20 protein-coding genes are annotated in these 19,190 nt (G+C 71.3%); 11 read left to right on the forward strand and 9 right to left on the reverse strand.

The window, feature by feature from the left end; genetic code table 11:
* Positions 1-91 precede the first annotated feature (91 nt).
* On the forward strand, positions 92-1,108 hold the full coding sequence (locus tag ACF1B9_RS23170) for a LacI family DNA-binding transcriptional regulator (RefSeq protein WP_391738616.1): 1,017 nt from the start codon (positions 92-94) through the stop codon (positions 1,106-1,108).
* A gap of 153 nt (positions 1,109-1,261) precedes the next feature.
* Here ACF1B9_RS23170 and ACF1B9_RS23175 read toward each other — a convergent pair whose 3' ends face one another.
* From ACF1B9_RS23175 to ACF1B9_RS23185, 3 genes are all read right to left on the reverse strand, one after another.
* Positions 1,262-1,507, reverse strand: a complete 246-nt coding sequence (locus ACF1B9_RS23175; protein ID WP_351072496.1) for a hypothetical protein — start codon at positions 1,505-1,507, stop codon at positions 1,262-1,264.
* On the reverse strand, positions 1,491-1,742 hold the full coding sequence (locus ACF1B9_RS23180) for a DUF6400 family protein (RefSeq protein ID WP_391738617.1): 252 nt from the start codon (positions 1,740-1,742) through the stop codon (positions 1,491-1,493). Before ACF1B9_RS23180 ends, ACF1B9_RS23175 begins: the two co-directional genes overlap by 17 nt.
* Positions 1,743-2,021: 279 nt before the next feature.
* On the reverse strand, positions 2,022-3,008 hold the full coding sequence (locus ACF1B9_RS23185; RefSeq protein ID WP_391738618.1) for a GlxA family transcriptional regulator: 987 nt from the start codon (positions 3,006-3,008) through the stop codon (positions 2,022-2,024).
* 57 nt (positions 3,009-3,065) lie between these two features.
* Between ACF1B9_RS23185 and ACF1B9_RS23190 the strand changes: the two genes are divergently transcribed.
* Entirely contained in the window at positions 3,066-4,415 is a 1,350-nt protein-coding gene (locus ACF1B9_RS23190) for an MFS transporter (protein WP_391738620.1), read from the forward strand.
* Between the two features lie 32 nt (positions 4,416-4,447).
* Positions 4,448-4,867 carry a DUF2809 domain-containing protein gene (locus tag ACF1B9_RS23195; RefSeq protein WP_391738621.1) on the forward strand — a complete coding sequence of 140 codons (420 nt, stop codon included), beginning with the start codon at positions 4,448-4,450 and terminating at the stop codon, positions 4,865-4,867.
* Here the strand turns inward: ACF1B9_RS23195 and ACF1B9_RS23200 are convergent.
* Positions 4,815-5,156, reverse strand: coding sequence for a hypothetical protein (locus ACF1B9_RS23200; protein ID WP_391738623.1), 342 nt, complete (start codon positions 5,154-5,156; stop codon positions 4,815-4,817). The two genes, ACF1B9_RS23195 and ACF1B9_RS23200, sit on opposite strands and share 53 nt — an antisense overlap.
* 198 nt (positions 5,157-5,354) lie before the next feature.
* Between ACF1B9_RS23200 and ACF1B9_RS23205 the strand changes: the two genes are divergently transcribed.
* From ACF1B9_RS23205 to ACF1B9_RS23215, 3 genes are all read left to right on the forward strand, one after another.
* Complete coding sequence (locus ACF1B9_RS23205; protein ID WP_391738624.1) at positions 5,355-6,686, forward strand: MFS transporter; 1,332 nt, start codon at positions 5,355-5,357, stop codon at positions 6,684-6,686.
* 178 nt (positions 6,687-6,864) lie between these two features.
* Complete coding sequence (locus ACF1B9_RS23210) at positions 6,865-7,398, forward strand: hypothetical protein (RefSeq protein WP_391738625.1); 534 nt, start codon at positions 6,865-6,867, stop codon at positions 7,396-7,398.
* Between the two features lie 6 nt (positions 7,399-7,404).
* Complete coding sequence (locus ACF1B9_RS23215) at positions 7,405-10,392, forward strand: M48 family metallopeptidase (protein ID WP_391738626.1); 2,988 nt, start codon at positions 7,405-7,407, stop codon at positions 10,390-10,392.
* A 184-nt stretch (positions 10,393-10,576) separates the two neighbouring features.
* On the opposite strand, the gene ACF1B9_RS23220 is transcribed toward ACF1B9_RS23215, so the two are convergent.
* A complete protein-coding gene (locus tag ACF1B9_RS23220) occupies positions 10,577-11,191 on the reverse strand; it encodes a flavin reductase family protein (RefSeq protein WP_391739306.1) in 615 nt (204 codons plus the stop codon).
* 171 nt (positions 11,192-11,362) lie between these two features.
* Between ACF1B9_RS23220 and ACF1B9_RS23225 the strand changes: the two genes are divergently transcribed.
* The gene (locus ACF1B9_RS23225) at positions 11,363-11,530 is read left to right on the forward strand and encodes a hypothetical protein (protein WP_391738627.1); all 168 of its coding nucleotides are present in this window, start codon (positions 11,363-11,365) and stop codon (positions 11,528-11,530) included.
* Positions 11,531-11,570: 40 nt separating this feature from the next.
* Here ACF1B9_RS23225 and ACF1B9_RS23230 read toward each other — a convergent pair whose 3' ends face one another.
* Together ACF1B9_RS23230 and ACF1B9_RS23235 are read right to left on the reverse strand one after the other, a co-directional pair.
* Positions 11,571-11,780, reverse strand: coding sequence for a DUF397 domain-containing protein (locus ACF1B9_RS23230; protein ID WP_391738629.1), 210 nt, complete (start codon positions 11,778-11,780; stop codon positions 11,571-11,573).
* The gene (locus ACF1B9_RS23235) at positions 11,777-12,655 is read right to left on the reverse strand and encodes a helix-turn-helix domain-containing protein (protein ID WP_391738631.1); all 879 of its coding nucleotides are present in this window, start codon (positions 12,653-12,655) and stop codon (positions 11,777-11,779) included. The genes ACF1B9_RS23230 and ACF1B9_RS23235 overlap by 4 nt, the downstream gene beginning before the upstream one ends.
* Positions 12,656-12,811: 156 nt before the next feature.
* Between ACF1B9_RS23235 and ACF1B9_RS23240 the strand changes: the two genes are divergently transcribed.
* The 4 genes from ACF1B9_RS23240 (at position 12,812) to ACF1B9_RS23255 (ending at position 15,774) form a co-directional block, all read left to right on the forward strand.
* Positions 12,812-13,252 (forward strand): ATP-binding protein, encoded by a 441-nt coding sequence (locus ACF1B9_RS23240; protein ID WP_391738632.1) that lies wholly within the window; start codon positions 12,812-12,814, stop codon positions 13,250-13,252.
* Between the two features lie 275 nt (positions 13,253-13,527).
* Positions 13,528-14,535: a helix-turn-helix domain-containing protein gene (locus tag ACF1B9_RS23245; protein WP_391738634.1), complete on the forward strand. Its 1,008-nt coding sequence runs from the start codon at positions 13,528-13,530 to the stop codon at positions 14,533-14,535.
* A gap of 9 nt (positions 14,536-14,544) precedes the next feature.
* Positions 14,545-15,417, forward strand: coding sequence for a hypothetical protein (locus ACF1B9_RS23250; RefSeq protein ID WP_391738635.1), 873 nt, complete (start codon positions 14,545-14,547; stop codon positions 15,415-15,417).
* Positions 15,418-15,498: 81 nt separating this feature from the next.
* The gene (locus ACF1B9_RS23255; RefSeq protein ID WP_391738636.1) at positions 15,499-15,774 is read left to right on the forward strand and encodes a hypothetical protein; all 276 of its coding nucleotides are present in this window, start codon (positions 15,499-15,501) and stop codon (positions 15,772-15,774) included.
* A gap of 143 nt (positions 15,775-15,917) precedes the next feature.
* On the opposite strand, the gene ACF1B9_RS23260 is transcribed toward ACF1B9_RS23255, so the two are convergent.
* Positions 15,918-16,748 carry an enoyl-CoA hydratase/isomerase family protein gene (locus ACF1B9_RS23260; protein WP_391738637.1) on the reverse strand — a complete coding sequence of 277 codons (831 nt, stop codon included), beginning with the start codon at positions 16,746-16,748 and terminating at the stop codon, positions 15,918-15,920.
* Between the two features lie 67 nt (positions 16,749-16,815).
* Positions 16,816-19,044, reverse strand: a complete 2,229-nt coding sequence (locus tag ACF1B9_RS23265; protein ID WP_391738638.1) for an acetate--CoA ligase family protein — start codon at positions 19,042-19,044, stop codon at positions 16,816-16,818.
* Positions 19,045-19,190 lie beyond the last annotated feature (146 nt).

Below are 19,190 nucleotides of genomic sequence, written 5' to 3' on the forward strand. Positions count from 1 at the left end.
CGTTACCGTGGCCGGACCCTCATTGATTAACGCCGTAACCAGAACCCACCCCGTACGACGGAATCCGCACCGCGATCCATACGATGGCGCCATGTCAGGGCCCACCCTCGCCGATGTCGCCCGCGCCGCGGAGGTCTCCACCGCCACCGTCTCGCACGCCCTCAACGGAACCGGCCGACTCGCCGACACCACGCGCCGCCGGGTCCGCGAGGTGGCCACCGCGCTCGGCTACGGCGCCCGGCGGACCCCGCGGACCGGGGGAACCCTGGGCGTGGCCGTCACGACCTACGCCGGATCGGCCTGGAACTTCCTCGAAGTCCCGTACTTCGCCCGGCTCCTGACCGCCGCCACCGCCACCGCGCACGCCCACGGCTACGCCCTGACCATCCTCCCCGCCGCCCGCGGTGCCGAGACGCCGTGGCACACCCTCACCGTGGACGGCATGCTGCTCCTCGACAGCCCCGCGGGCGACCCGGTGCTGCGTGCCCTGCGTGCCCGAGGCATCCCGCTCGTCTTCGACGGCCGGCCCGTCGATCCGAGGCCCGGGGACGTCTGGGTCGACAACGACCACACCGCCACCACGCGCGAGGTCCTCGGCCACCTGAAGGCTTCGGGCGCCCGACGGATCGCCCTGCACGCCGGGTACGGCGACGAGCACTACACCTGGGCCGTGACCCGCGCGTACGAGCAGTGGTGCCGCGAGCACGGCCACAAGTCGCTGTTCCTCACCTGCGACCCGTACGACACCCCGGGCCACGCCTTCGACGCGGTCTTCGCCGCCCGCGCCTGCGACGCGGTCTACACGATCTACGACCCCGGCGGCCGCCAGGTTCTGGCCGCGGCGGCCCGCCACGGCCTGCGGATCCCCGACGACCTCCTCCTCGTCTGCGCCAGCGAGGACCCTGCCTATGCCGAGCACGATCCGCCGGTGAGCACCGTGACCCTGCGCCCCACGACGATCGCAGAGACCGCGATGACGGCCCTGGTCTCCCGTCTTTCTCCCACCGCCTCGCCACCACCCCCTGGCGCCCTGACCGTTCCGGCGGTCCTGCACCCCCGCGGCTCCTCACGCTGCCGCACCCGGCCCGGCCGACAAGGGCCACCGTGATCCGACGGACGGCCTGCACACGACCGAAGCCGGGCCGGAGTGCCGCGTCTCGCTCCGCGGGCCCGGCCGTGCGCGCGTGCGAGACGGGCGCGGCGGCCGACGCCGGTGCGCCGGAGAGGGCCGCCTACGCCCGCCCTGCACGAAACGTGCCGGTCAGTCGCCGAAGGCGCCGCTGTCGCGCGGGGTGACGTCGGGGCGCGTGTTCACGGACCACATGTGGGTGCACTGCGGGCACTGGAGGTGAACGACCGGTCCGTTGTTGGAGATCAGGTAGCGCCAGTGCTCACGGCAGGTACGGAGGTCGGCGCAGTTCTCGCAGTGACGTGCGTCGTCGCAGACGGGGCAGGGCATCCAGGCGCGGCGGGCCACGTCCGCCTGCGGATCAATGGGCAGTCGCACGCCCCGGCCCCCTTCCCGGCAGGACGCCGGCCGCCACCAGCAGGTCGTAGGTGCGCTGCTGTTCGGCGTCCAGGCCCGAGTAGAGGAGCGCGTACGCCTCGTCCTCGCCCTGGAGCGCGGCGACCGGGTCCCAGTCGGGCCCGAGTGCGGTCACGACCTCGGCCCGGCGTCGAACTTCCTCGAACGTCAGATCGATGGTGAAGGGTATGAGGCTGTCTGGATTTCCCTTTTTCATGGCGAAACTTCCGAAGTGCCGGTAGTGCTTCACATGCCTATCAGGTGGAAGCGGCGACAGGGAAGGGTGACCTAAGTCGCCCTGGGGCGGAGCGACCCCCGGCCCCTGGAGAAGGAACCCTCGGATCGGTCGGCGGGGGTGGGGCGTTGCCGACGGCGGGGCCCCGACGACGGACGCGGTCCACGGACGGCACTGTGACGTACTTCATGGGGTCGTCCAGAGTGTCGGGGCGGGCGGGCGGTCCGAGCCGTGCGGAGAGGTGACGGCCGGCGCGCCCGGTCAGGCCTCCTTCCCCGCGCGGAATGTGCGCCGGTACGCCGTGGGGGACACTCCCAGGGCCGCCTGCAGATGCTGCCGCAGCGACGTGGGCGTCCCGAAGCCCGCGTCCCGCGCCACCTGGTCGATCGACAGGTCCGTCGACTCCAGCAGCTGCCGGGCCCGCTCGACCCGCTGCCGGGTCAGCCACTGCACGGGGCTGACCCCGACCTCCTCCCGGAACCGGCGGGTGAACGTCCGCACGCTCATCGACTCCTGCTGCGCCATGTCGCGCAGCAGGATCGGACGCTCCAGCCGGCCGAGCGCCCAGGCGCGCGCCGAGGTGGTGGTCGCGAGCCGCACCTCGGGCACGGGGCGCTGGATGTACTGGGCCTGTCCGCCGTCCCGGTGCGGGGGCACGACCGTGCGGCGGGCGACGTCATTGGCGACGGCGGTGCCGTGGTCGCGGCGCACGATGTGCAGGCAGAGGTCGATTCCGGCGGCGACCCCGGCGGAGGTCAGTACGTCCCCGTCGTCGATGAACAGGACGTCCGGGTCGACCCGGACCTCGGGGAAGAGCTGCTGGAAGTGGTCGGCCGACGACCAGTGGGTGGTGGCGGGCCGCCCGTCGAGATATCCGGCGGCGGCCAGCACGTAGCTGCCCGTGCAGATGGAGACCATCCGGGTACCCGGCCTGATGTGTGCGAACGCGGCGGCCAGCTCGTCGGTGAGCCTGCCCTCCGTGTAGACGGGGCCGAGTTCGTAACTGGCGGGGATCACGATCGTGTCGGCGGTGGCCAGTGTCTCCGGGCCGCGTTCGACGGTGATCGTGAAGTCCGCGTCGGTGCGGACCGGGCCCGCCGGGCGGATGGAACAGGTCACGACTTCATAGAGTTTGCGGCCCTTGTTGTGCGGTTCGAAACCGAGCGATCGCCCGAAAATCCTTTGTGGGATGCCCAGTTCGAAGGGGAGCAGCCCGTCGAGGGCCAGGACGGCGATTCGGTGCGGCATTGGCGGACTCCCTTCACCCCTAGTGGTATAGACCTTCAACTGATACATGTCACTGCCGTGAAGGAAAAGTCAGCGGAGTACCCGCGCATTCCCGCCGTTCGCGGCGAGGGCCCGTCGCCCCTTCTGCCCGCCTCTTCGGGTGGGGAGCCGCTGGGCGGTGACCTTGGTGCGGGCCTGAGCGCGGGCCTGAGTGCGGGTCTGGGGGGCATCCGGCCCGCCGAGCTCTGGAACCGCAACTTCCGGCTCTTCTTCGTTGCCCGTACCGCCGCGCTCTTCGGTGACGGCATGATCCCGGTGGCGCTCACCGCGGGCCTGCTGGGGGCCGGCCGGCCGCACTCGTCGGTGGGATTCGCGCTGGCGGCCTGGATGGGGCCGCTGGCGCTCTTCGTGCTCTTCGGCGGCGTACTGGCCGACCGGTTCACCCCCCGCCGGATGATGATCATCGCCGACGCGCTGCGGCTGGTCGGGGCCTTGGTACTGGCGGTCTCCTTCGCCGTCGGCAACCCGCCGCTGTGGGCGGTGTACGCACTGAGCGCGGTGGCCGGGGTGGGCGCCGCGCTCTTCCAGCCGGGCGTCGCCTCGACCGTGCCCCGGGTCGCCCCGGACGTGCAGCGCGCCAACGCGGTGCTCCGGGTCTCCGAGGCGCTCATGACCATGGCGGGACCGGCCTTCGCGGGCATGCTCGTCGGGTTCGCCAGTGCCGGCGCGGTCTACGCGGCGAACGCGTCGACGTTCCTGGTCTCCGGTCTCTGCCTCTTCCTGCTGCGGCTCGCCCCGGCCCCGGCGGACGAGGTGCACCGAGGTACATTCGTCGCCGAACTGGCCGACGGGTGGCGGGAGTTCCGGGCCCGAAGCTGGCTGTGGGGGGTGATCGCGATCTGGACGGTGTACGGCTTCGCGGTGCTCGGCCCGATGCTGCCGCTGACCGCGGTCCAGGTCACCGAGGCGCACGGCTCGGGGACGTACGGCGTGATGATGGCGGTGAACGGCGCGGGCAGCGTCGTCGGCGGGCTGCTCGCCCTGCGACTGCGACCGCGCCGCCCGCTCGCGGCCGGAGCCGTCGCGCTGACCGCGGTCTGCGTGAACCTGGTGGTGCTCGGCCTGGGCATGCCGGTGGTCGCGCTGGGGACGGGGCAGTTCGTGGCCGGTGCGGCGTTCGCGTTCTGGCTGGTGATGTGGTCGACGACGGTCCAGACCCATGTGCCGCCCGAGGCGCTGAACCGTCTGCACGCGTACGACGTGGCGGGCTCCCTGCTGATGCTGGCGGCGGGCCGGGCGCTGGCGGGGCCGGTCGCGGACCGGGTGGGCGCTCCCGAGGTGCTGCTGGCCGGAGCGGTGATCAACATGGTGGTGGTCGCGGTGCTGCTGGTGGCGCGGCCGATCCGGCGGCTGGAGCGGATCGGGTGAGCGGGGGCGGGCCGGAGGGGACTGCGCCCCGGGTGGCGCGGACGGCGTCACGGGCACGCGCGGTCGCGGCCGGGGCCGCGGCGGCGACCGTGCTCGCCGGGCTCGGGGTCAGGGCGTTCACGGACGGCGACCTTGCCAAGTACGCCGGGGACGCGCTCTACACCGTGCTGATCTGCGCCCTGGCCGCCGTGATCGCGCCCGGCGCGCGGCCGGTCGTCACGGCCGGGGCGGGGCTGGCGTTCAGCTGGGCGGTGGAGCTGCTGCAACTGACCGGGGTGCCCGCGGAGCTCTCCCGGCACAGCACGGTGGCGCGGCTGGTGCTCGGCTCGACCTTCAACGCGCCCGATCTGCTCTGGTACGCGGTGGGCGCGGGCTTCGCCTGGGCCGTGACGGCCCTGGCTACTTCTCCCCCTTCTCCCGGCTCCGCTCCTCGGACTTCTGCATCTCGATGACCTCGAAGACATGGGCGCTGGTCTGCCTGCGCACGCTGCCGGCGACGAGGAGCCCCGCACCGAGGACGGACAGGGGCGCGGAGATCCCCAGGATGGTCAGCCCCTTCGGTACGTCGCTCTCCACCTCGCACACCGAGGACCTGTCGGTGTAGCAGTACATGCCGTCCTGGTCCGCCAGCAAGAAGCCCAGCCAGACCCACAGGGCACAGGCGATGAGCAGCAGTACGGAGCCCCAGGCCTGCATCAGCGCGGAGCGGTGGTGGAAGTGCCGGCGTGCTGCCCACTGCATGGAATCCCCCCGGATCGGTGCGCGACGGGGTCGGCGGGCCCGGCCCGTCGGCCGACTGGCGATCGTACGCGCACCCGGGCCCGTCCGTCCGCCCGTCCGTCCCGGCAGGGAAGCGGCGATCCCGATGGCCCGATTCCTGCGAAGGGTGTCCCTCCGGCCACTCGTGGGGAGGTGCGCCGCGACCCGATGCTGAGTGACGTGACCCAGACAACCGACAGCGCCGCCCGGGACGACGACCGGCAGGCCACCCCCGCAGCCCCCGGCCGGAACTCCCGCCTGCGCGTTCACCGCGCCTGGCTGGTCGCCGTCGTCACCTTCGTGACGATCATCGGCGGCGCCGCGTTCAACTCCCTGCCCGGCCTCCTCATCGACCCGCTCCACACGGAATTCGGCTGGTCGCGCGGCGAGATCGGACTCGCGGTCTCCATCGACATGGCGCTGTACGGGCTCACCGCGCCGTTCGCCGCCGCGCTGATGGACCGGTTCGGCATCCGCCGGGTCGTCGTCGTCGCGCTCGGCGCGGTGGCGGCCGGGGCGCTGGCCAGTGTCTGGATGACGGCTTCCTGGCAGCTGATGATCTATTGGGGGCTGCTCGTCGGCCTCGGCACCGGCTCGATGGCGCTCGCCTTCTCGGCCACGGTCACCAACCGCTGGTTCGTCGCCCGGCGCGGCCTGGTCACCGGCATCCTCACCGCGGCCGGCGCCTCCGGACAACTGGTCTTCCTGCCGCTGTGCGCCTGGATCGTCGCGGAGCACGGCTGGCGTCCGGCGTCGGTGACCGTGGCGCTCGCCGCGCTGGTCGTCGTCCCGTTCGTCTGGCTCCTGCTGCGCGACCACCCGGCCGATGTGGGTCTCGCCCCGTACGGCGGCACCTACGTGGCCAAGCCCGCACCCGCACACGGTGCGGCGAGGCGGACCGTACGCGTACTGGCCGACGCGGCACGCACCGGCCCGTTCTGGCTGCTCGCGGGCACGTTCGCGATCTGCGGCGCCTCGACCAACGGCCTGATCCGGACCCACTTCGTGCCGTCGGCCCACGACCACGGCATGCCCATCACCGCCGCGGCCTCGCTGCTCGCCGTCATCGGGGTCTTCGACATCATCGGCACGGTCTTCTCCGGCTGGCTCACCGACCGCTTCGACGCCCGCCGCCTCCTCGCCGTCTACTACGCGTTGCGCGGCGTCTCGCTGCTCTTCCTGCCGATGCTGATGGCGCCGACGGTGCATCCGCCGATGGTCTTCTTCATCGTCTTCTACGGTCTGGACTGGGTCGCCACCGTCCCGCCGACGCTGGCCCTGTGCCGCGAGCAGTACGGCGAGGACAGCGCCATCGTCTTCGGCTGGGTCCTCGCCTCCCACCAGGTGGGCGCGGCACTGGTGGCGTTCCTGGGCGGTGTGGCGCGCGACGTGTTCGGCTCGTACGACGTGGTCTGGTACGCCTCGGGGGCGCTGTGCGCGACGGCGGCGCTGATGGCGCTGGTGATCCGACGGGTCCGGGAGCCGTCGGGCGCCGCCGCGGGACTCGGCTGAGGGCGTGGCGGACTTTGCTGAGCTGATGGCGGACGCGGTGGCCGACGCCCTGGCTGTGGCTGGTTCGGTCGGGCGTCGGACGGTTCTCCTGCCGGGCATCCGGCTTCCGTGCCACAGTGGGTACCAGAGCCGGACCCGGTCGTCGCGGAGAGGCCAGGGCTCCTGGGGGAGGGATCACATGGGTTCAGAGGCACGCCCGTCCAAGGGACGCCCGGTCCGCGATCTGGTCCGTGAGGTGGTCACCAAGCTGGCATCGGACGAACTTCCGCTGCTCGAAGGGCTTCTGGAACTCGATGACGCCACCGCCGTCCGGCGTCTGTACGGCCACGGGCAGCGGCGGGAACCGCTGGGCTTCGGCGTGGGCGAGATCGCCGTGCTGGTCACCCCGGTGGCCTGGCTGGCCCTGGACCAAGCGGCCCGGCGCATCGGCGACATCGCCATGGAGCGTGCGTCGAGGGAGTCGGTCGGTGCGTTGCGTCGGCTGTTCCGCAGAAGCCGTCCGCCGGTCATGGTGCCCCCGCTCACCCGTGAGCAGCTCGCCGAAGTGAAGCGGCTGGTGCTGGAGACCGCCGAGCAGCGCGGTCTCGCCGCCGCGCAGGCCTCGGAGGTCGCGAACGCGGTCGTGGCCGGGCTGGTCCTGGCCGATCCGTCCTCTTCGAACGACGGCGGGCCGGACTCGCCCGCCGTCGCCGGCTCCACGCCGGAAGGCTAGGGCACCATGGGCGCGACGGCCCCTCGGCCCCGGATCGACGAACGGGCGATGGGCGCGGGAACGACTGCGCGGTTCGCCCTGCTGGTGGTCCTGATGCTCGCCGCGGGCGGGGCGATGATGCTGCCTGTCGTCAAATCTCTGCACCGTACGGATGCGATGGGCTGCTCTCTCGCGACAGGGATTGACCCGGACCGGGGCGGGGACATGGCCTCGGTGATCAACGCCCTCAGCCAGGCTGTGGCCTATCGGGGCTGTATGGCCAAGTACGCACCACCGCCCGCACAGTGGCTGATCTACAGCTGGCCGGTCCTGCTGTCCGTCACCGCCACGCTGCTGTTCTTCCTGCTGCCCGTCTGGAAGGCCCGGCACAGGTCTGCCGTTCCGCTGGAATCGGCGGATTCGGACGGCGAGATCCAGGCGCTGCTGACCGACTTGGCGGCGACCGCGGGTCTGGCCCGGCTGCCGCGGGTGGTCGTGGACCGGGCCTCGATTGCCACCGGTGCCGTGGTCTTCGGACGCAACCGTCGGCCGACCGTGTGTCTGTTCGGCGGTCTGCTCGCCTGCCGGCGCAGTGACCCGGAGCGCTTCCGGGCGGTGATTCTCCACGAGTTCGCCCATATCGCCAACCGGGACATCACCGTCACCTATGGCACGGTCGCCGTCTGGCGCGTGTTCCTCGCCCTGGTCCTCCTGCCCTACCTCGTCTGGTCCAGCAGGCAGGTCCACGGCTTCCTCACCTGGGGCGAGCCCAGCGACGTGCCGTCGCTCACCCGTGTCCTGCTGCTGCCCGCCCTCACGGTCGCGCTCGTCTACCTGGCGCGGTCGGACGTGCTGCGCAGCCGGGAGATCTACGCGGATCTGGCGGCGGTGCGCTGGGGTGCGGACCCGCACAAGTGGGACGTCACGGCACGGCCCACGGCTGGCGGCCGACTCCGCGGCGCGCTCGGGTCACTGCGGGGGCTTTGGGGTACGCATCCGCGCTGGGAGGAACGCCGCGGCGCCCTGGCGGATCCGGCACCGCTGTTCGGGGCCCGCGCTCTGCCGATGTTTCTGACCGGAGCCGCGGCGGCGATGGTCAACATCCATCTGCTGACCTATCTGTCGACCTACGACCTGTACAGCCTGTGGCGGGTCCAGCTGGTCTCGCTGACCCCGGCCACCCTGGTCGCCGGGGTGATCGGGACCGCGCTGTGGCGGTCGGTCTCCTACGCGGTCCTGACGGGCGACCAGGTCCCTTCGGGAGTCCGGGCCGGTCTGTGGCTCGGCGCCGGGTTCGGTGTCGGCGGGCTGTTCACCGGATACGGGTTGAGCGGCGCCCAATGGCTTCCGCAGCGGCCGGCCCTACTGCTCCTCGTCGTGTGCGCCGGGGTCGCGTTCGCCTGGTGGGTCACCCAGTGCGCCCGTCTGTGGGCCGGTACCTGGCGCGGGCGCTCCCTCCGTCCGCCGCTGCTGGTCGGCCTGGGATCCGCCACGCTGGTGCTGGCCGCGTGGTTCGCCTGGTGGACCATGGACGGGTCGTCCTGGGCGGCCGGGGCGTCGTACAGCAGCAGCGGCATGCGGCAGGGTGTCCTGGACGTGTTCCCCGGTTCCGGCGTTGCCAGTGCCTCCGGTGATACGGCGACGGATCGTTCGGCCGTCGTGACCGCCATGGCGGCCGTCTGGCCGATTCTGGGCGGATTCGTCGCCTCGCCGCTGATTCCCGCCGCGATCGCGGCCCTGTGGGTGGTCCCGCTGACGGCCTGGGCGCTCGGCCGGGCCCCGGGCACTCCCCGCTGGGTGAGCAATGCCCTGCCCGGCGGTGGCGGCCGGAAGGCGGCGGTGGAGGAACCGTTGCCGCCCCTGCGCCGGGCTCTGCGGCCCGGGGCGCTGGGCGGGGCCGCGTGCTGGCTCGCTGTCGCGGGTGCGCAGGCCCTTTTGCCCGCACCGCCGACCGGTCCGCAGCAGCGGGTCGGCGTCCACGAAGTGCACTATCTGGCGTGGCTGTTCGTCGCCCTGGTGGTACCGGCGGCAGTGGCCGCCGCCGTGGCGGCGCGGTCGGGCCGAGGGCGCCGACTGGTCGCCGCTCTGATCGCGGCGGAGTCGGCAGCCCTGCTGGGACTTGTGGGGATGGTCCTGCTCGTCTCGTCGGACGGCTGCGTCGGACCGCTGAACACCCTGGAGAGCAGCTGCTCCTGGCATCCGGTCTGGGACACCATGTCGTGGACGCTGCCGCGTCTGGTCAACAGCGTCCTCGTGCTCGCCGCGGTCAGCGCGTTCCTGGTGGCCGCGGCCGGATCACTCGTCCGACGCGTGCGCCCGCGGGGGAAAAGAGGGACAGACGTCTCGGGCGAGGAGCCTGTACACTCCGGCGGCCGAGCGGCCGGTGCCCGCCGCCTCGGCGGGCACCTGGGGACGGTCATGGCCGTGGTGGCGGCGATGGCGGTCGCCGTGGTGGAACCGGTCTCCCTGGCGAAATACCACACCATGGTTCCCGACGCCGCCACCACTCAGCGGACGGCTCGGCAGTGGATGCACGTCACGGTCGTGACGGTGTCCGCCGACACCAGGGCACGGCAGGTCCACGCCTGGCACCGGCTGGGCGGCCGGTATCTGCTGGAACATGCCAAGGCCGACAACGACTACCTGCGCGCCGTCCTGCGCTCGGCGGTGGACACCAAGAACATCCGGCTGCCCTATCTGGCCCGCCTCCGGCCCACCTGCGCCGACTACGGCAGAATTGCCGGCTGGGTGGACCACGCCTACTTCCGTGTGCCCGACCGTGAGGCGCAGGCGGCCTGGCAGGCCCTCGGCCTCAGCGCACAGAAGGGCAGCACCGACTGCGAACGCGCTCTGAAACAGCAGGACATCACCCTGTTCGTCAGCGCGATGCGGGAACTGGGCGCAGCCGGGAACAGCACCGTGAAAGTCACGAGCAGAGTCGACACGGTGCTGCGCGAGGCGGGTTACGAGGACTACTTGAGCTCTACGCGGAAGGCGCGTGAGCCGGGCTGGTGACCGGTCGCCTCGGAGCATCCGGGCCTCGGAGACGGTGGAGGCCACGGAGGCCACCGTACCCGGCGGTGGAGGTCGTCGTTCCGGTGGCGCCTTCGACCGGCCGACCGAGATCGCGGACGTCGTCCGGCACGCCCTTTGAGCGGGCCGTTCGGTCCGCCGGTCCGGGCCGGGGCCCGGCGCACGCTCATCCGGTCAGCGGCCTGAACTGCCGGAACCTCCCCCGGTGGAACAGCAGCGGATCGCCCCCGTCCACCGCCCCCAGCGCCTCCACCCGGCCGACCACGATCAGATGGTCGCCGCCGGTGTGGACGGCGTGGATGCGGCAGTCGATCCAGGCCGGTACGGAGTCCAGCAGCGGCGACCCGGTCGCGGGAGCCGGCTCGTACGCCACCCCCGCGAACTTGTCGGCTCCGCTGACCGCGAAGGTCCGGCACAGCGCGCCCTGTTCCGCGCCGAGGATGTTGACGCAGAAGGCCCCGGCGCGCGCGATGCGCGGCCAGGTCGCCGACGTACGGGCGACCATGAACGTGACCAGCGGCGGGTCGAGCGAGAGCGATGCGAACGACTGGCAGGCGAAGCCCGCCGGACCCGCCTCGTCGTCCGGGTCGTGCGCGGTGACGATGGTGACCCCGCTGGCGAAGTGCCCCAGTACGCCCCGGAATTCGGCCGGGTCGACGGGCGGTCGCTCACCGTCGGCGACGGCCCGAAGATCCGGGCGTGGCAGTGGATCGACCGGCGCCGTCCCCGCGGTGGTGGAGGCGCCGACGGACCTGAGGTACCGGACGGCGGTGGCGGCCATGCCTGCGTGTCCCATCACGCTTCCCATTGAAACTGACGATACGTCAGATGGGAAGGGTGGGGGCGCGGTTCCACGGCGCGAAGTGGTGCGAAGCGGCGGCGAACGCCCGCCCGGAGCCGGGCCGAAGCGAGCTTTCCCGGTGCGCGAGGATAGGCGCAGGAGGGGAAAGACATGCCGATATCTGCCGCACGCGATACGAAGGCGACGTCCGGGGGTGCGGAGGCGCCCCCCGGCCTGCCGGACCTGTGGACCGGGCGGTCGGTCCTGGCGGGAGCGGGCGCGCTGTTCGTGGGGGCCGTGCTCGGCGTCGAGGTCGCGGGGTTCGCGCTCAGCCGGTGAGGGGCCTGGCGCCCACCGAGGGCCGGGGCGTGTCCGAGCGTCAGTTCCCGGCGGCGTACGTCACGAAGTGCGCCCATGCGTCAGGCGCGACGCTGAATCGGGGGCCCTGGGCGTTCTTCGAGTCACGGATGTGGATCGTGCCGGGAGTGGTTGCTACCTCGACGCAGTCGTTGGGGTTGCTGCTGTCGCTGTAGCTGCTCCTGAACCACGTCAGCTCGGAGTCGTCCCCAGCAGAGGTCTTCCGGATCATGTCTCTCCCAGCACTCGCTCGATGAAGGCCAGCGACTCCCGTGCGCTGAGAGCCTCCGCCCGGATGATGCCATAGCGGAGTTCAAGGATCCGTAGCTGCTTCGGGCTGGAGACGGGGCGACCGCCGAACTCGTCATCGGAACGCCCGACTGCCGTGCCGTCCTCGAACTTCAGCATCTGAATCCGCCCGCCTGTTCCAGGATGATCCCAGTGGGCCGTCGGCATCACCTGAATTTCGACGTTGCGCAACTGCCCCAACTCCAAGAGGTGTTCCAGCTGCCTGCGCAGCACCATCTTGCCTCCGATGGGGCGGCTGAGCGTCGCCTCTTCCTGAACAAAACTCAGCTCGGGGGCCGGTGAGCGGTCGAAGATGGAGCGTCGGGCCATGCGGGCTGCGACACCACGCTCCACTTCGTCGTCCGACAGGGCCGGGCGTCTCGTCCTCAGCAACGCCCGAGCGTGCTCCTCCGTCTGCAACAGCCCATGCAGATTGTGGTCGCCGTACGACAGCAGCTCGACCGCCCGCGCCTCCATGCGCGCCAGATCCCGGATCTTCTTCGGGTACCGGACCTCCGCCACGTCCGTCTTCATCGCGGTGATCAGCCCGGCGGCCCCCAGAACCTCGTCCGCTCTGTCCAGATACTCCGGGCGCGGAATCCGTTTCCCGGCCTCGACCTTGTAGACCTGGTCCTCCCCGTACCCGATCGCCACGCCGAACTCGGCCGCCCGCATCCCGGCCGCCTCCCGGCGCAGTCTCAACTGCCGCCCCACCGTGGCCACGACCGCCGCGCCCGACTCGTCATCGGGGTCGACCTCCCAACCGGGCTCGTCCGTCTCGCCCTCGGACCGCTCCGTACCGTTCGCATCCACCCGCATCCGCGCCACCTCCGACGTGCCGTCACCATCGCGGCACCACCTACCCGCACGCCTGCTCCGGACAGCCCGGACAACGCCGGACAAGCGCCGGACAGTCACCGTACGCATCCGTTTGATCACTGGTCAGCGTAAGTGTGCCCGGCCACGCTGAGTGACGTGAATCAAGAAATCGCCCTCCCTCAACCCCCCACTCTCAGCCGCACGTTCACCGTGCTGCTCTCGCCCACCCGCCGGGGAGCCAGGCTCGCCCGGCTGCTCACCACCGCACAGCTGGGTGAGTGGGGGATCCCGTCGGAGCCGGCCGCGCAGATCGTTGCCGAGCTGGCGGCCAACGCCGTGGTCCATGGCCGGGTGCCGGGGCGGGACTTCCGGCTGGACCTCGCGGTCGACGACGGCGGCGCGCTGCTGCGGATCGAGGTGAGCGATGCGCGCGGTGACTGCCTTCCGTTTCTTCCGGCGGACGCGGCAGTCCCGGACGGCGACGCCGAATCCGGGCGCGGCCTGCTGATCGTCGAGGCGCTCGCGGATCGTTGGGGCGGCAGTCCCGGACCCCTTCCCCGTAAAACCGTCTGGGCCGAACTCGATCTCGCGCCGTGACTGCCGCCACCGGGTCGCGGATTTCCGCGACCCGGTGGTCCGCGACGCGGCTCCGCACGACGTCAAAAGCCTTGAAGAACTGGGGAAATGAACCTTCCCGACCCCACCCTGCCGTCCGTCACTCACATGGGTGAGATTGGCCAACTTAGCTGCTGTTCAGGTCGGTTGGCTGGCATATGCTCACCGCGACGATCAGCCCCAGACATGCGACGGCCCCCGGCCGGGACTGGCATCCCGATCGAGGGCCTGACCAACGAGGAAGACAGGCCTTCCCGATGGATACCCAGCAGATTAGCGCGCTCTCGCGCCCCCCGTCCCGCACACGCGGAGACGCCGCGCCGTACTCCGGTGTAGTGCACAACAACTCCCGGCACCCCAGCCGTTTCACGGTCGTGGGCAACCACCTGACCCAGCACCGAGAGCTCTCCCTCACCGCGATCGGGCTCGCCGCGCACATCCAGTCGCTGCCCGCCGGAGCCGGGATCGGCATCAAGGACCTCGCCGCCCGCTTCCCTGAGAGCGAGGGCCGGATCGCCGCCGCGTTACGCGAACTCGAAGCCCACGGCTACCTGCGACGCACCCGCACGCGCCTGGCCGACGGCCGCATCGTCACGCGTACCGTCACCTGCAACCAGCCTGCCGACCGGCGGCCCGCGGACACCCGGCCGGGTCGTGACTGTCCGACGCACCCGCAACGAAAGGCCCGGCCGCCCGCGCCCGGCCGACCACGCCGGGAGGCCGCAGCCGACGGCACGCGTCCGCTCGGATCTGCGGCCCGCACTCTGCCCACACCACGCCGCGCGCCCACTCCGCGCCGCGAGCCCACCCCGCGCCGCGACCGCACCCCGCACAGCCGGTCCACGCCCCTGCTCGTACCGCAACCGGCCTTTCCCGCGGCGTCCCTCCTCCGGGCCGCCGCCGACCTGCTTGCCGGGCTGCACCACAAGGAACCGCGCCTGCTGCTCTCCGTGCAGGACGTGGACATCCTGGCCCCGGGGGTCGCCGCATGGCTGGAGCGCGAGGTCGGCCCCGCGGCCGTAGAACACGCCCTGACCAGCGAACTCCCACCCGAACGGCTGCTCCGCCCCGCCGGGCTCCTCGCGTACCGGCTCACGGCCCGGCTGCCGCCACTGCCTCTGTTCCGATCCCCGGCCGATGTCCCGCCCCGGCCCTTCCCGCTGCAGAACTGCGAGAGCTGCGACCGGGCATTCCGCGCGGCGGAGTCAGGAGAGTGCCCCGACTGCCGGACCGACAACTCCCATCCGACCGTTCGACAACTCTAGGAAACCCACATGGTCAGCTCGTCCCACGAGGCGATGCACCGCATCTTTCAGGAGTACCCGGGGCTCTTCTCCCGCGTCTCCGAGGTACTGGGGGTCGAGATCGGCCCACCCGCCTCGGCCACCGTCATGCCCACGGACCTCACCGAGAACAGGCCCCTCGAACGCCGAGTCGACACCCTGCTGCGCATCGACATGGAGGACGACCAGTCGTACCTCCTCGCGATCGAGGCCCAGGGCAAGAAGGACCCGGACAAGCCCGCGAGCTGGATGTACTACCTGTCGTACCTTCAGGCGAAGTACAAGCTGCATCCCATGCTGCTGGTCGTCTGCCAGGACAGAGCGACCGCCGAATGGGCTGCACGCCCGTTCCGTGTGGGCCACCCGCAATCGCCCGTGCTCACCCTGCAGGCCCTCGTCGCGGGCCCGCACAACATGCCAGTGATCAAGGATGTGGCCGAGGCTCGCAAGGACCTGGCGCTGGCCACGCTGGCGGCGATCACACACGCAGGCGATCCGGACATCGGTGCCATACTGAAAACGCTGTCGACCGCTCTGCGTGACGTACCGGAAACCATCGCCAACCCCATCGTCGAACTCACCGCACAAGGCTTGGGCAACCGCCCGGCCGCACAACAGTGGAGGAACCTGGTGGCCGTGGACCTTTCCTTTTACAAGTCGTTCATGTCGGAAGAAATCCGGGACGAGGGCCGCGCGGAGGGCATCGCGCGGGGCATCTTGCTCTTCCTTGCCCAGGCCGGTGTCGATGTGCCCGACGAGGCTCGTGAGCGGATCACGGGCTGTACCGATCTTGATGTTCTGAGTCGCTGGCTTCTGCGTGCTCCCGGCGCCGCTTCCGTCGAGGATGTCTTCGCCGAGGAGTAGGCGGATTGCGGCCGAGGCCCGCCGGTGGCCCTCGTCGACCGGCGGGTCCCGGCCGCACAACAGTGGAGGAACCTGGTGGCCGTGGATCTTTCCTTTTACAAGTCCTTCATGTCGGAGGAAATCCGGGACGAAGGCCGAGCGGAAGGCCGCGCGGAAGGCCGCGCGGAAGGCCGCACGGAAGGCCGCGCAGAGGGAATTGCGCGGGGCATCTTGCTCTTCCTTGCCCAGGCCGGTGTCGATGTGCCCGACGAGGCGCGCGAGCGGATCACGGGCTGTTCCGATCTCGACGTTCTGAGTCGCTGGCTCCTGCGTGCTCCCGGCGCTGCTTCCGTCGAGGATGTCTTCGCCGAGGAGTAGGCGGACTGTGGCCGGGACCCGCTGGTGGCCCACGCCAACCGGCAGGTTCCGGCCGCATAGCACCGGAGGGGTCTGGTTGCTGCGGATCCCGGGCAGTCCCACCCGGTATCAGGAGAGGGATGACGTGAGCGCCCCAGGGCCGCTCACAGGCCCCGGTACTTCGGAGCACGCCGCTCCACGAAGCTCGCCACGCCCTCGTTGGCGTCGTGCGTCGTCATGTTGACCTCCTGGGCCATCGCCTCGGCCGCGAACGCCGTGGCCCGGTCGGCGTCCAGCGATGCGTTCACCAGCTGCTTGGTGAGAGCGATCGCACGGGTCGGGCCGTCCGCCAGCCGCTGGGCCCAGGCTCGGGCCGTCGCTGTCAGTTCCTCGTCCGGGACGACCCGGTTGACCAGGCCCAGCCGTTCCGCCTCCGCCGCCGGGAGCGAGTCGCCGAAGAACATCAGCTCCTTGGCGCGCTGCGGGCCGATCAGGCGCGGCAGCAGGTACGCGCCGCCGCCGTCGGGCACGAGGGCACGGCGTACGAACACCTCGATGAACTTCGCCGACTCGGCGGCCAGCACCAGATCGCAGGCGAGGGCGAGGTGTGCGCCGATGCCGGCCGCCGTGCCGTTGACGGCCGCGATCACCGGCTTCTCGCAGTCCAGGACGGCGGCGATCAGGCGCTGGGCGCCGAGCCGGATGGTGCGGGCGACCTCGCCCGGTACCCGGTCGCCCGTCGCCGGGGCGCCGCGCAGGTCGGCGCCCGCGCAGAAGCCGCGGCCGGTGGCGGTGAGGACGACGGCCCGGACGGCCGGGTCGGCGGAGGCGTCGGCGAGCAGAGCGATGACGCGTTCCCGCTGGTCCCAGGTGACGGCGTTCATCGCCTCGGGACGGTTGAGCGTGATCCAGGAGACGCCGTTGTCAGTGGCGTGGAGTACCAATGAATCAAGCGGTTCGGTGGACTCGGCGGTGTCTTCGGGGGAGGACGGCATGAGGCAACTCCTGGGTGAGTGGTGTGGCCGGTGGCGTGGCCATCGAGGCGGTCGGCAGGGTGATCGGTCAGCGGCAGACGGCCAGCGCGTCCAGTGCCACCGCGCCCTGCCCCCGCCCCAGCACCATCAGCGGGTTGATGTCGAGTTCGGCGAGGTCGTCGCCCAGTTCCAGGGCCATCCGCTGCACCCGCAGCACGACCTCGACGAGCGCGTCCACATCCACCGGCGGGCCGCCGCGTACGCCCTCCAGCAGGGCTCGGCCACGCAGTTCGTCGAGCATCGACCGCGCCTGATCCTCGCCGAACGGCGGTACGCGCACCGCCGCGTCGTGCAGCACCTCGACCAGCACACCGCCGAGCCCGACCGTCACCGTCGGCCCGAACAACGCGTCCTGCGTGATCCCGACCATCATCTCGACGCCCCGCTCGACCATCTGGCAGACCAGGATGCCGTCCAGCTCGATGCCCTCGTACCGCGCGATGTCGGTCAGTTCGCGGTACGCGTCGCGCACCTGGCTCGCGGAGGTGAGCCCGACCTTGACCAGGCCCAGCTCGGTCTTGTGGGCGAGCCGGGCGCCCGACGCCTTCATGACGACCGGGTAGCCGACCAGTCCTGCCGCCCGGACGGACGCGGCGGCGCTGGTCACCAGCTGCTCGCGCGGAACGCGGATTCCGTACGCCCGCAGCAACTGCTTCGCCGCGTGCTCGCTCAGCTGGTGTCCCGGGCGCATCAGTGCCTGCGCCTTGCGGAACGACGGCGACGGCGTGCGCGGCGCCTCGTCGAAGGGGGAGCGGTAGGACGCGGTGAACCGGTGGTGGTCCAGATATGCCTTCACGGCGGTGATGCAGTTGCCGAAGGTCCGGAAGGTGGCGACGCGGGACGAGCCCAGCAGCGTCGTGCGGTACGCGTCCTCCGTACCGACGGGCGAACCCCACACCACGCACACCAGCTTGTCCGTGGTCTCCGCCGCGTCCACCAGGTCCTGCGCGAGTTTGTCGCTCATCGGAGGGAAGGGGCCGGTGATCGGACAGATCAGGACCCCGACGTCGGGGTCGGCGAGGATCGCGTCGATGATCTTCCGGCCGCGCCAGTCGCCGACCGGGTGGCCGCCGTTGTCGACCGGGTTCGCCACGTTCAGATAGCCGGGGATCCACTCGTGCAGCTCGCGTTGCTTCGCCTCGGACAGGGTGGGAATCTTCAGTCCGGCTCCCGTCGCCAGGTCCGAGAAGTGCGCGCCCGTGCCGCCCGAGATCGAATACACGACGACGCCGTCGGCCTGCGGTTTCCGTGCGCGGGCCAGCAGGGCCGCGGTGTCCTGGAGTTCGTCGAGCCCGTCCACCCGGATCACACCGAACTGCCGCATCGCCGCGTCCACCACCTGGTCGGCGCCGGTCAGTTTGCCGGTGTGTGACGCGGCCATCCTGGCCCCCGTCTCCGTACGTCCCACCTTGACCGCCACGACCGGAACCCCGGCCCGCGCCGCCCGGTCCGCGGCGAGGAGAAAGGAACGCCCGTCTTTGAGCCCTTCCACGTAGCAGGCGATGGCCCCGACCTCGGGGCGCTGTGAGAAGTACGAGATGAAGTCGGCGGTCTCCAGATCGGCCTCGTTGCCCGTGGGCGCCCAGTGTGAGAGCCGTACGCCCAGCTCCTGAAGGGTGTAGACGGGGCGACCCTGGTGACCCGACTGGGTGATCAGAGCGATCGCCGGCCCGTCCAGGTCGTCCCGGAACCTCTCGAAGGCGTTGAGGTTGGTGTTCGGCCCGAGCAGCCGCAGCCCGGACCGTTCCACCGCCGCGGCCAGTCGCGCCTGGGCGGCGGCTCCCTCCTCGCCGGTCTCGGCGAACCCGGAGGCGAAGGCGACGGCGAACTTCACCTTGGCCTGTGCGAGTTCCTCGATGACCGGGAGCGGATCACCGACCAGCAGCACGGCCAGATCGACCTGCTCCGGCAGGTCCGCGACGGAAGGGGAACAGGGCCGCCCGAACACGGACTCCCGGCTGGGATGCACGGGATACAGCCGCGCCCCGACGCGCTCGGCCCAGCCGATCAGCTGTCGGGTGATCCCGGTATTGGGCCGCCCCTCGGTGTCGGAGGCGCCGATGACGGCGACGGACTCTGGCCGGAAGAACCGGTCCAGGTCCGGTACGGGGGCGTGCAGCGGACGGCCGCTGACATCGAGATCGCCCTCCGCGGCGGCGGCCGCCATGCTGTGGACGATGGCGTGCGGCTCTTCGCCGCAGGCCACCACCCTGGCGCGGAAGTCGGTGGTGAGGGTGCCGTGAGTCGATCCAAGCATCGTTCCGCCCACTCCTGCTAGAGGTCCGTCGGGTGATCGTGCTCGGCCAGCCTGAAGCTGACACACTGTCAGGTTACTGAACTGACGGCCCGTCAGGAATGGGTACGCAGGCAAAGGCTAATGCGGACGCCCGGACATCCATTCCG

Source organism: Streptomyces sp. NPDC014727 (assembly GCF_043083485.1).
Lineage (GTDB): Bacteria > Actinomycetota > Actinomycetes > Streptomycetales > Streptomycetaceae > Streptomyces.

Bases quoted from the DNA above. Each gene is read 5' to 3' on its own strand.
- ACF1B9_RS23200 (WP_391738623.1), bottom strand. From the start codon at position 5,156: ATGCAGTGGGCAGCACGCCGGCACTTCCACCACCGCTCCGCGCTGATG.
- ACF1B9_RS23220 (WP_391739306.1), bottom strand. From the start codon at position 11,191: ATGGCCGCCACCGCCGTCCGGTACCTCAGGTCCGTCGGCGCCTCCACC.
- ACF1B9_RS23250 (WP_391738635.1), top strand. From the start codon at position 14,545: ATGGTCAGCTCGTCCCACGAGGCGATGCACCGCATCTTTCAGGAGTAC.
- ACF1B9_RS23265 (WP_391738638.1), bottom strand. From the start codon at position 19,044: ATGCTTGGATCGACTCACGGCACCCTCACCACCGACTTCCGCGCCAGG.
- ACF1B9_RS23210 (WP_391738625.1), top strand. From the start codon at position 6,865: ATGGGTTCAGAGGCACGCCCGTCCAAGGGACGCCCGGTCCGCGATCTG.
- ACF1B9_RS23260 (WP_391738637.1), bottom strand. From the start codon at position 16,748: ATGCCGTCCTCCCCCGAAGACACCGCCGAGTCCACCGAACCGCTTGAT.
- ACF1B9_RS23215 (WP_391738626.1), top strand. From the start codon at position 7,405: ATGGGCGCGACGGCCCCTCGGCCCCGGATCGACGAACGGGCGATGGGC.
- ACF1B9_RS23180 (WP_391738617.1), bottom strand. From the start codon at position 1,742: ATGAAAAAGGGAAATCCAGACAGCCTCATACCCTTCACCATCGATCTG.
- ACF1B9_RS23245 (WP_391738634.1), top strand. From the start codon at position 13,528: ATGGATACCCAGCAGATTAGCGCGCTCTCGCGCCCCCCGTCCCGCACA.
- ACF1B9_RS23225 (WP_391738627.1), top strand. From the start codon at position 11,363: ATGCCGATATCTGCCGCACGCGATACGAAGGCGACGTCCGGGGGTGCG.
- ACF1B9_RS23235 (WP_391738631.1), bottom strand. From the start codon at position 12,655: ATGCGGGTGGATGCGAACGGTACGGAGCGGTCCGAGGGCGAGACGGAC.
- ACF1B9_RS23170 (WP_391738616.1), top strand. From the start codon at position 92: ATGTCAGGGCCCACCCTCGCCGATGTCGCCCGCGCCGCGGAGGTCTCC.
- ACF1B9_RS23230 (WP_391738629.1), bottom strand. From the start codon at position 11,780: ATGATCCGGAAGACCTCTGCTGGGGACGACTCCGAGCTGACGTGGTTC.
- ACF1B9_RS23185 (WP_391738618.1), bottom strand. From the start codon at position 3,008: ATGCCGCACCGAATCGCCGTCCTGGCCCTCGACGGGCTGCTCCCCTTC.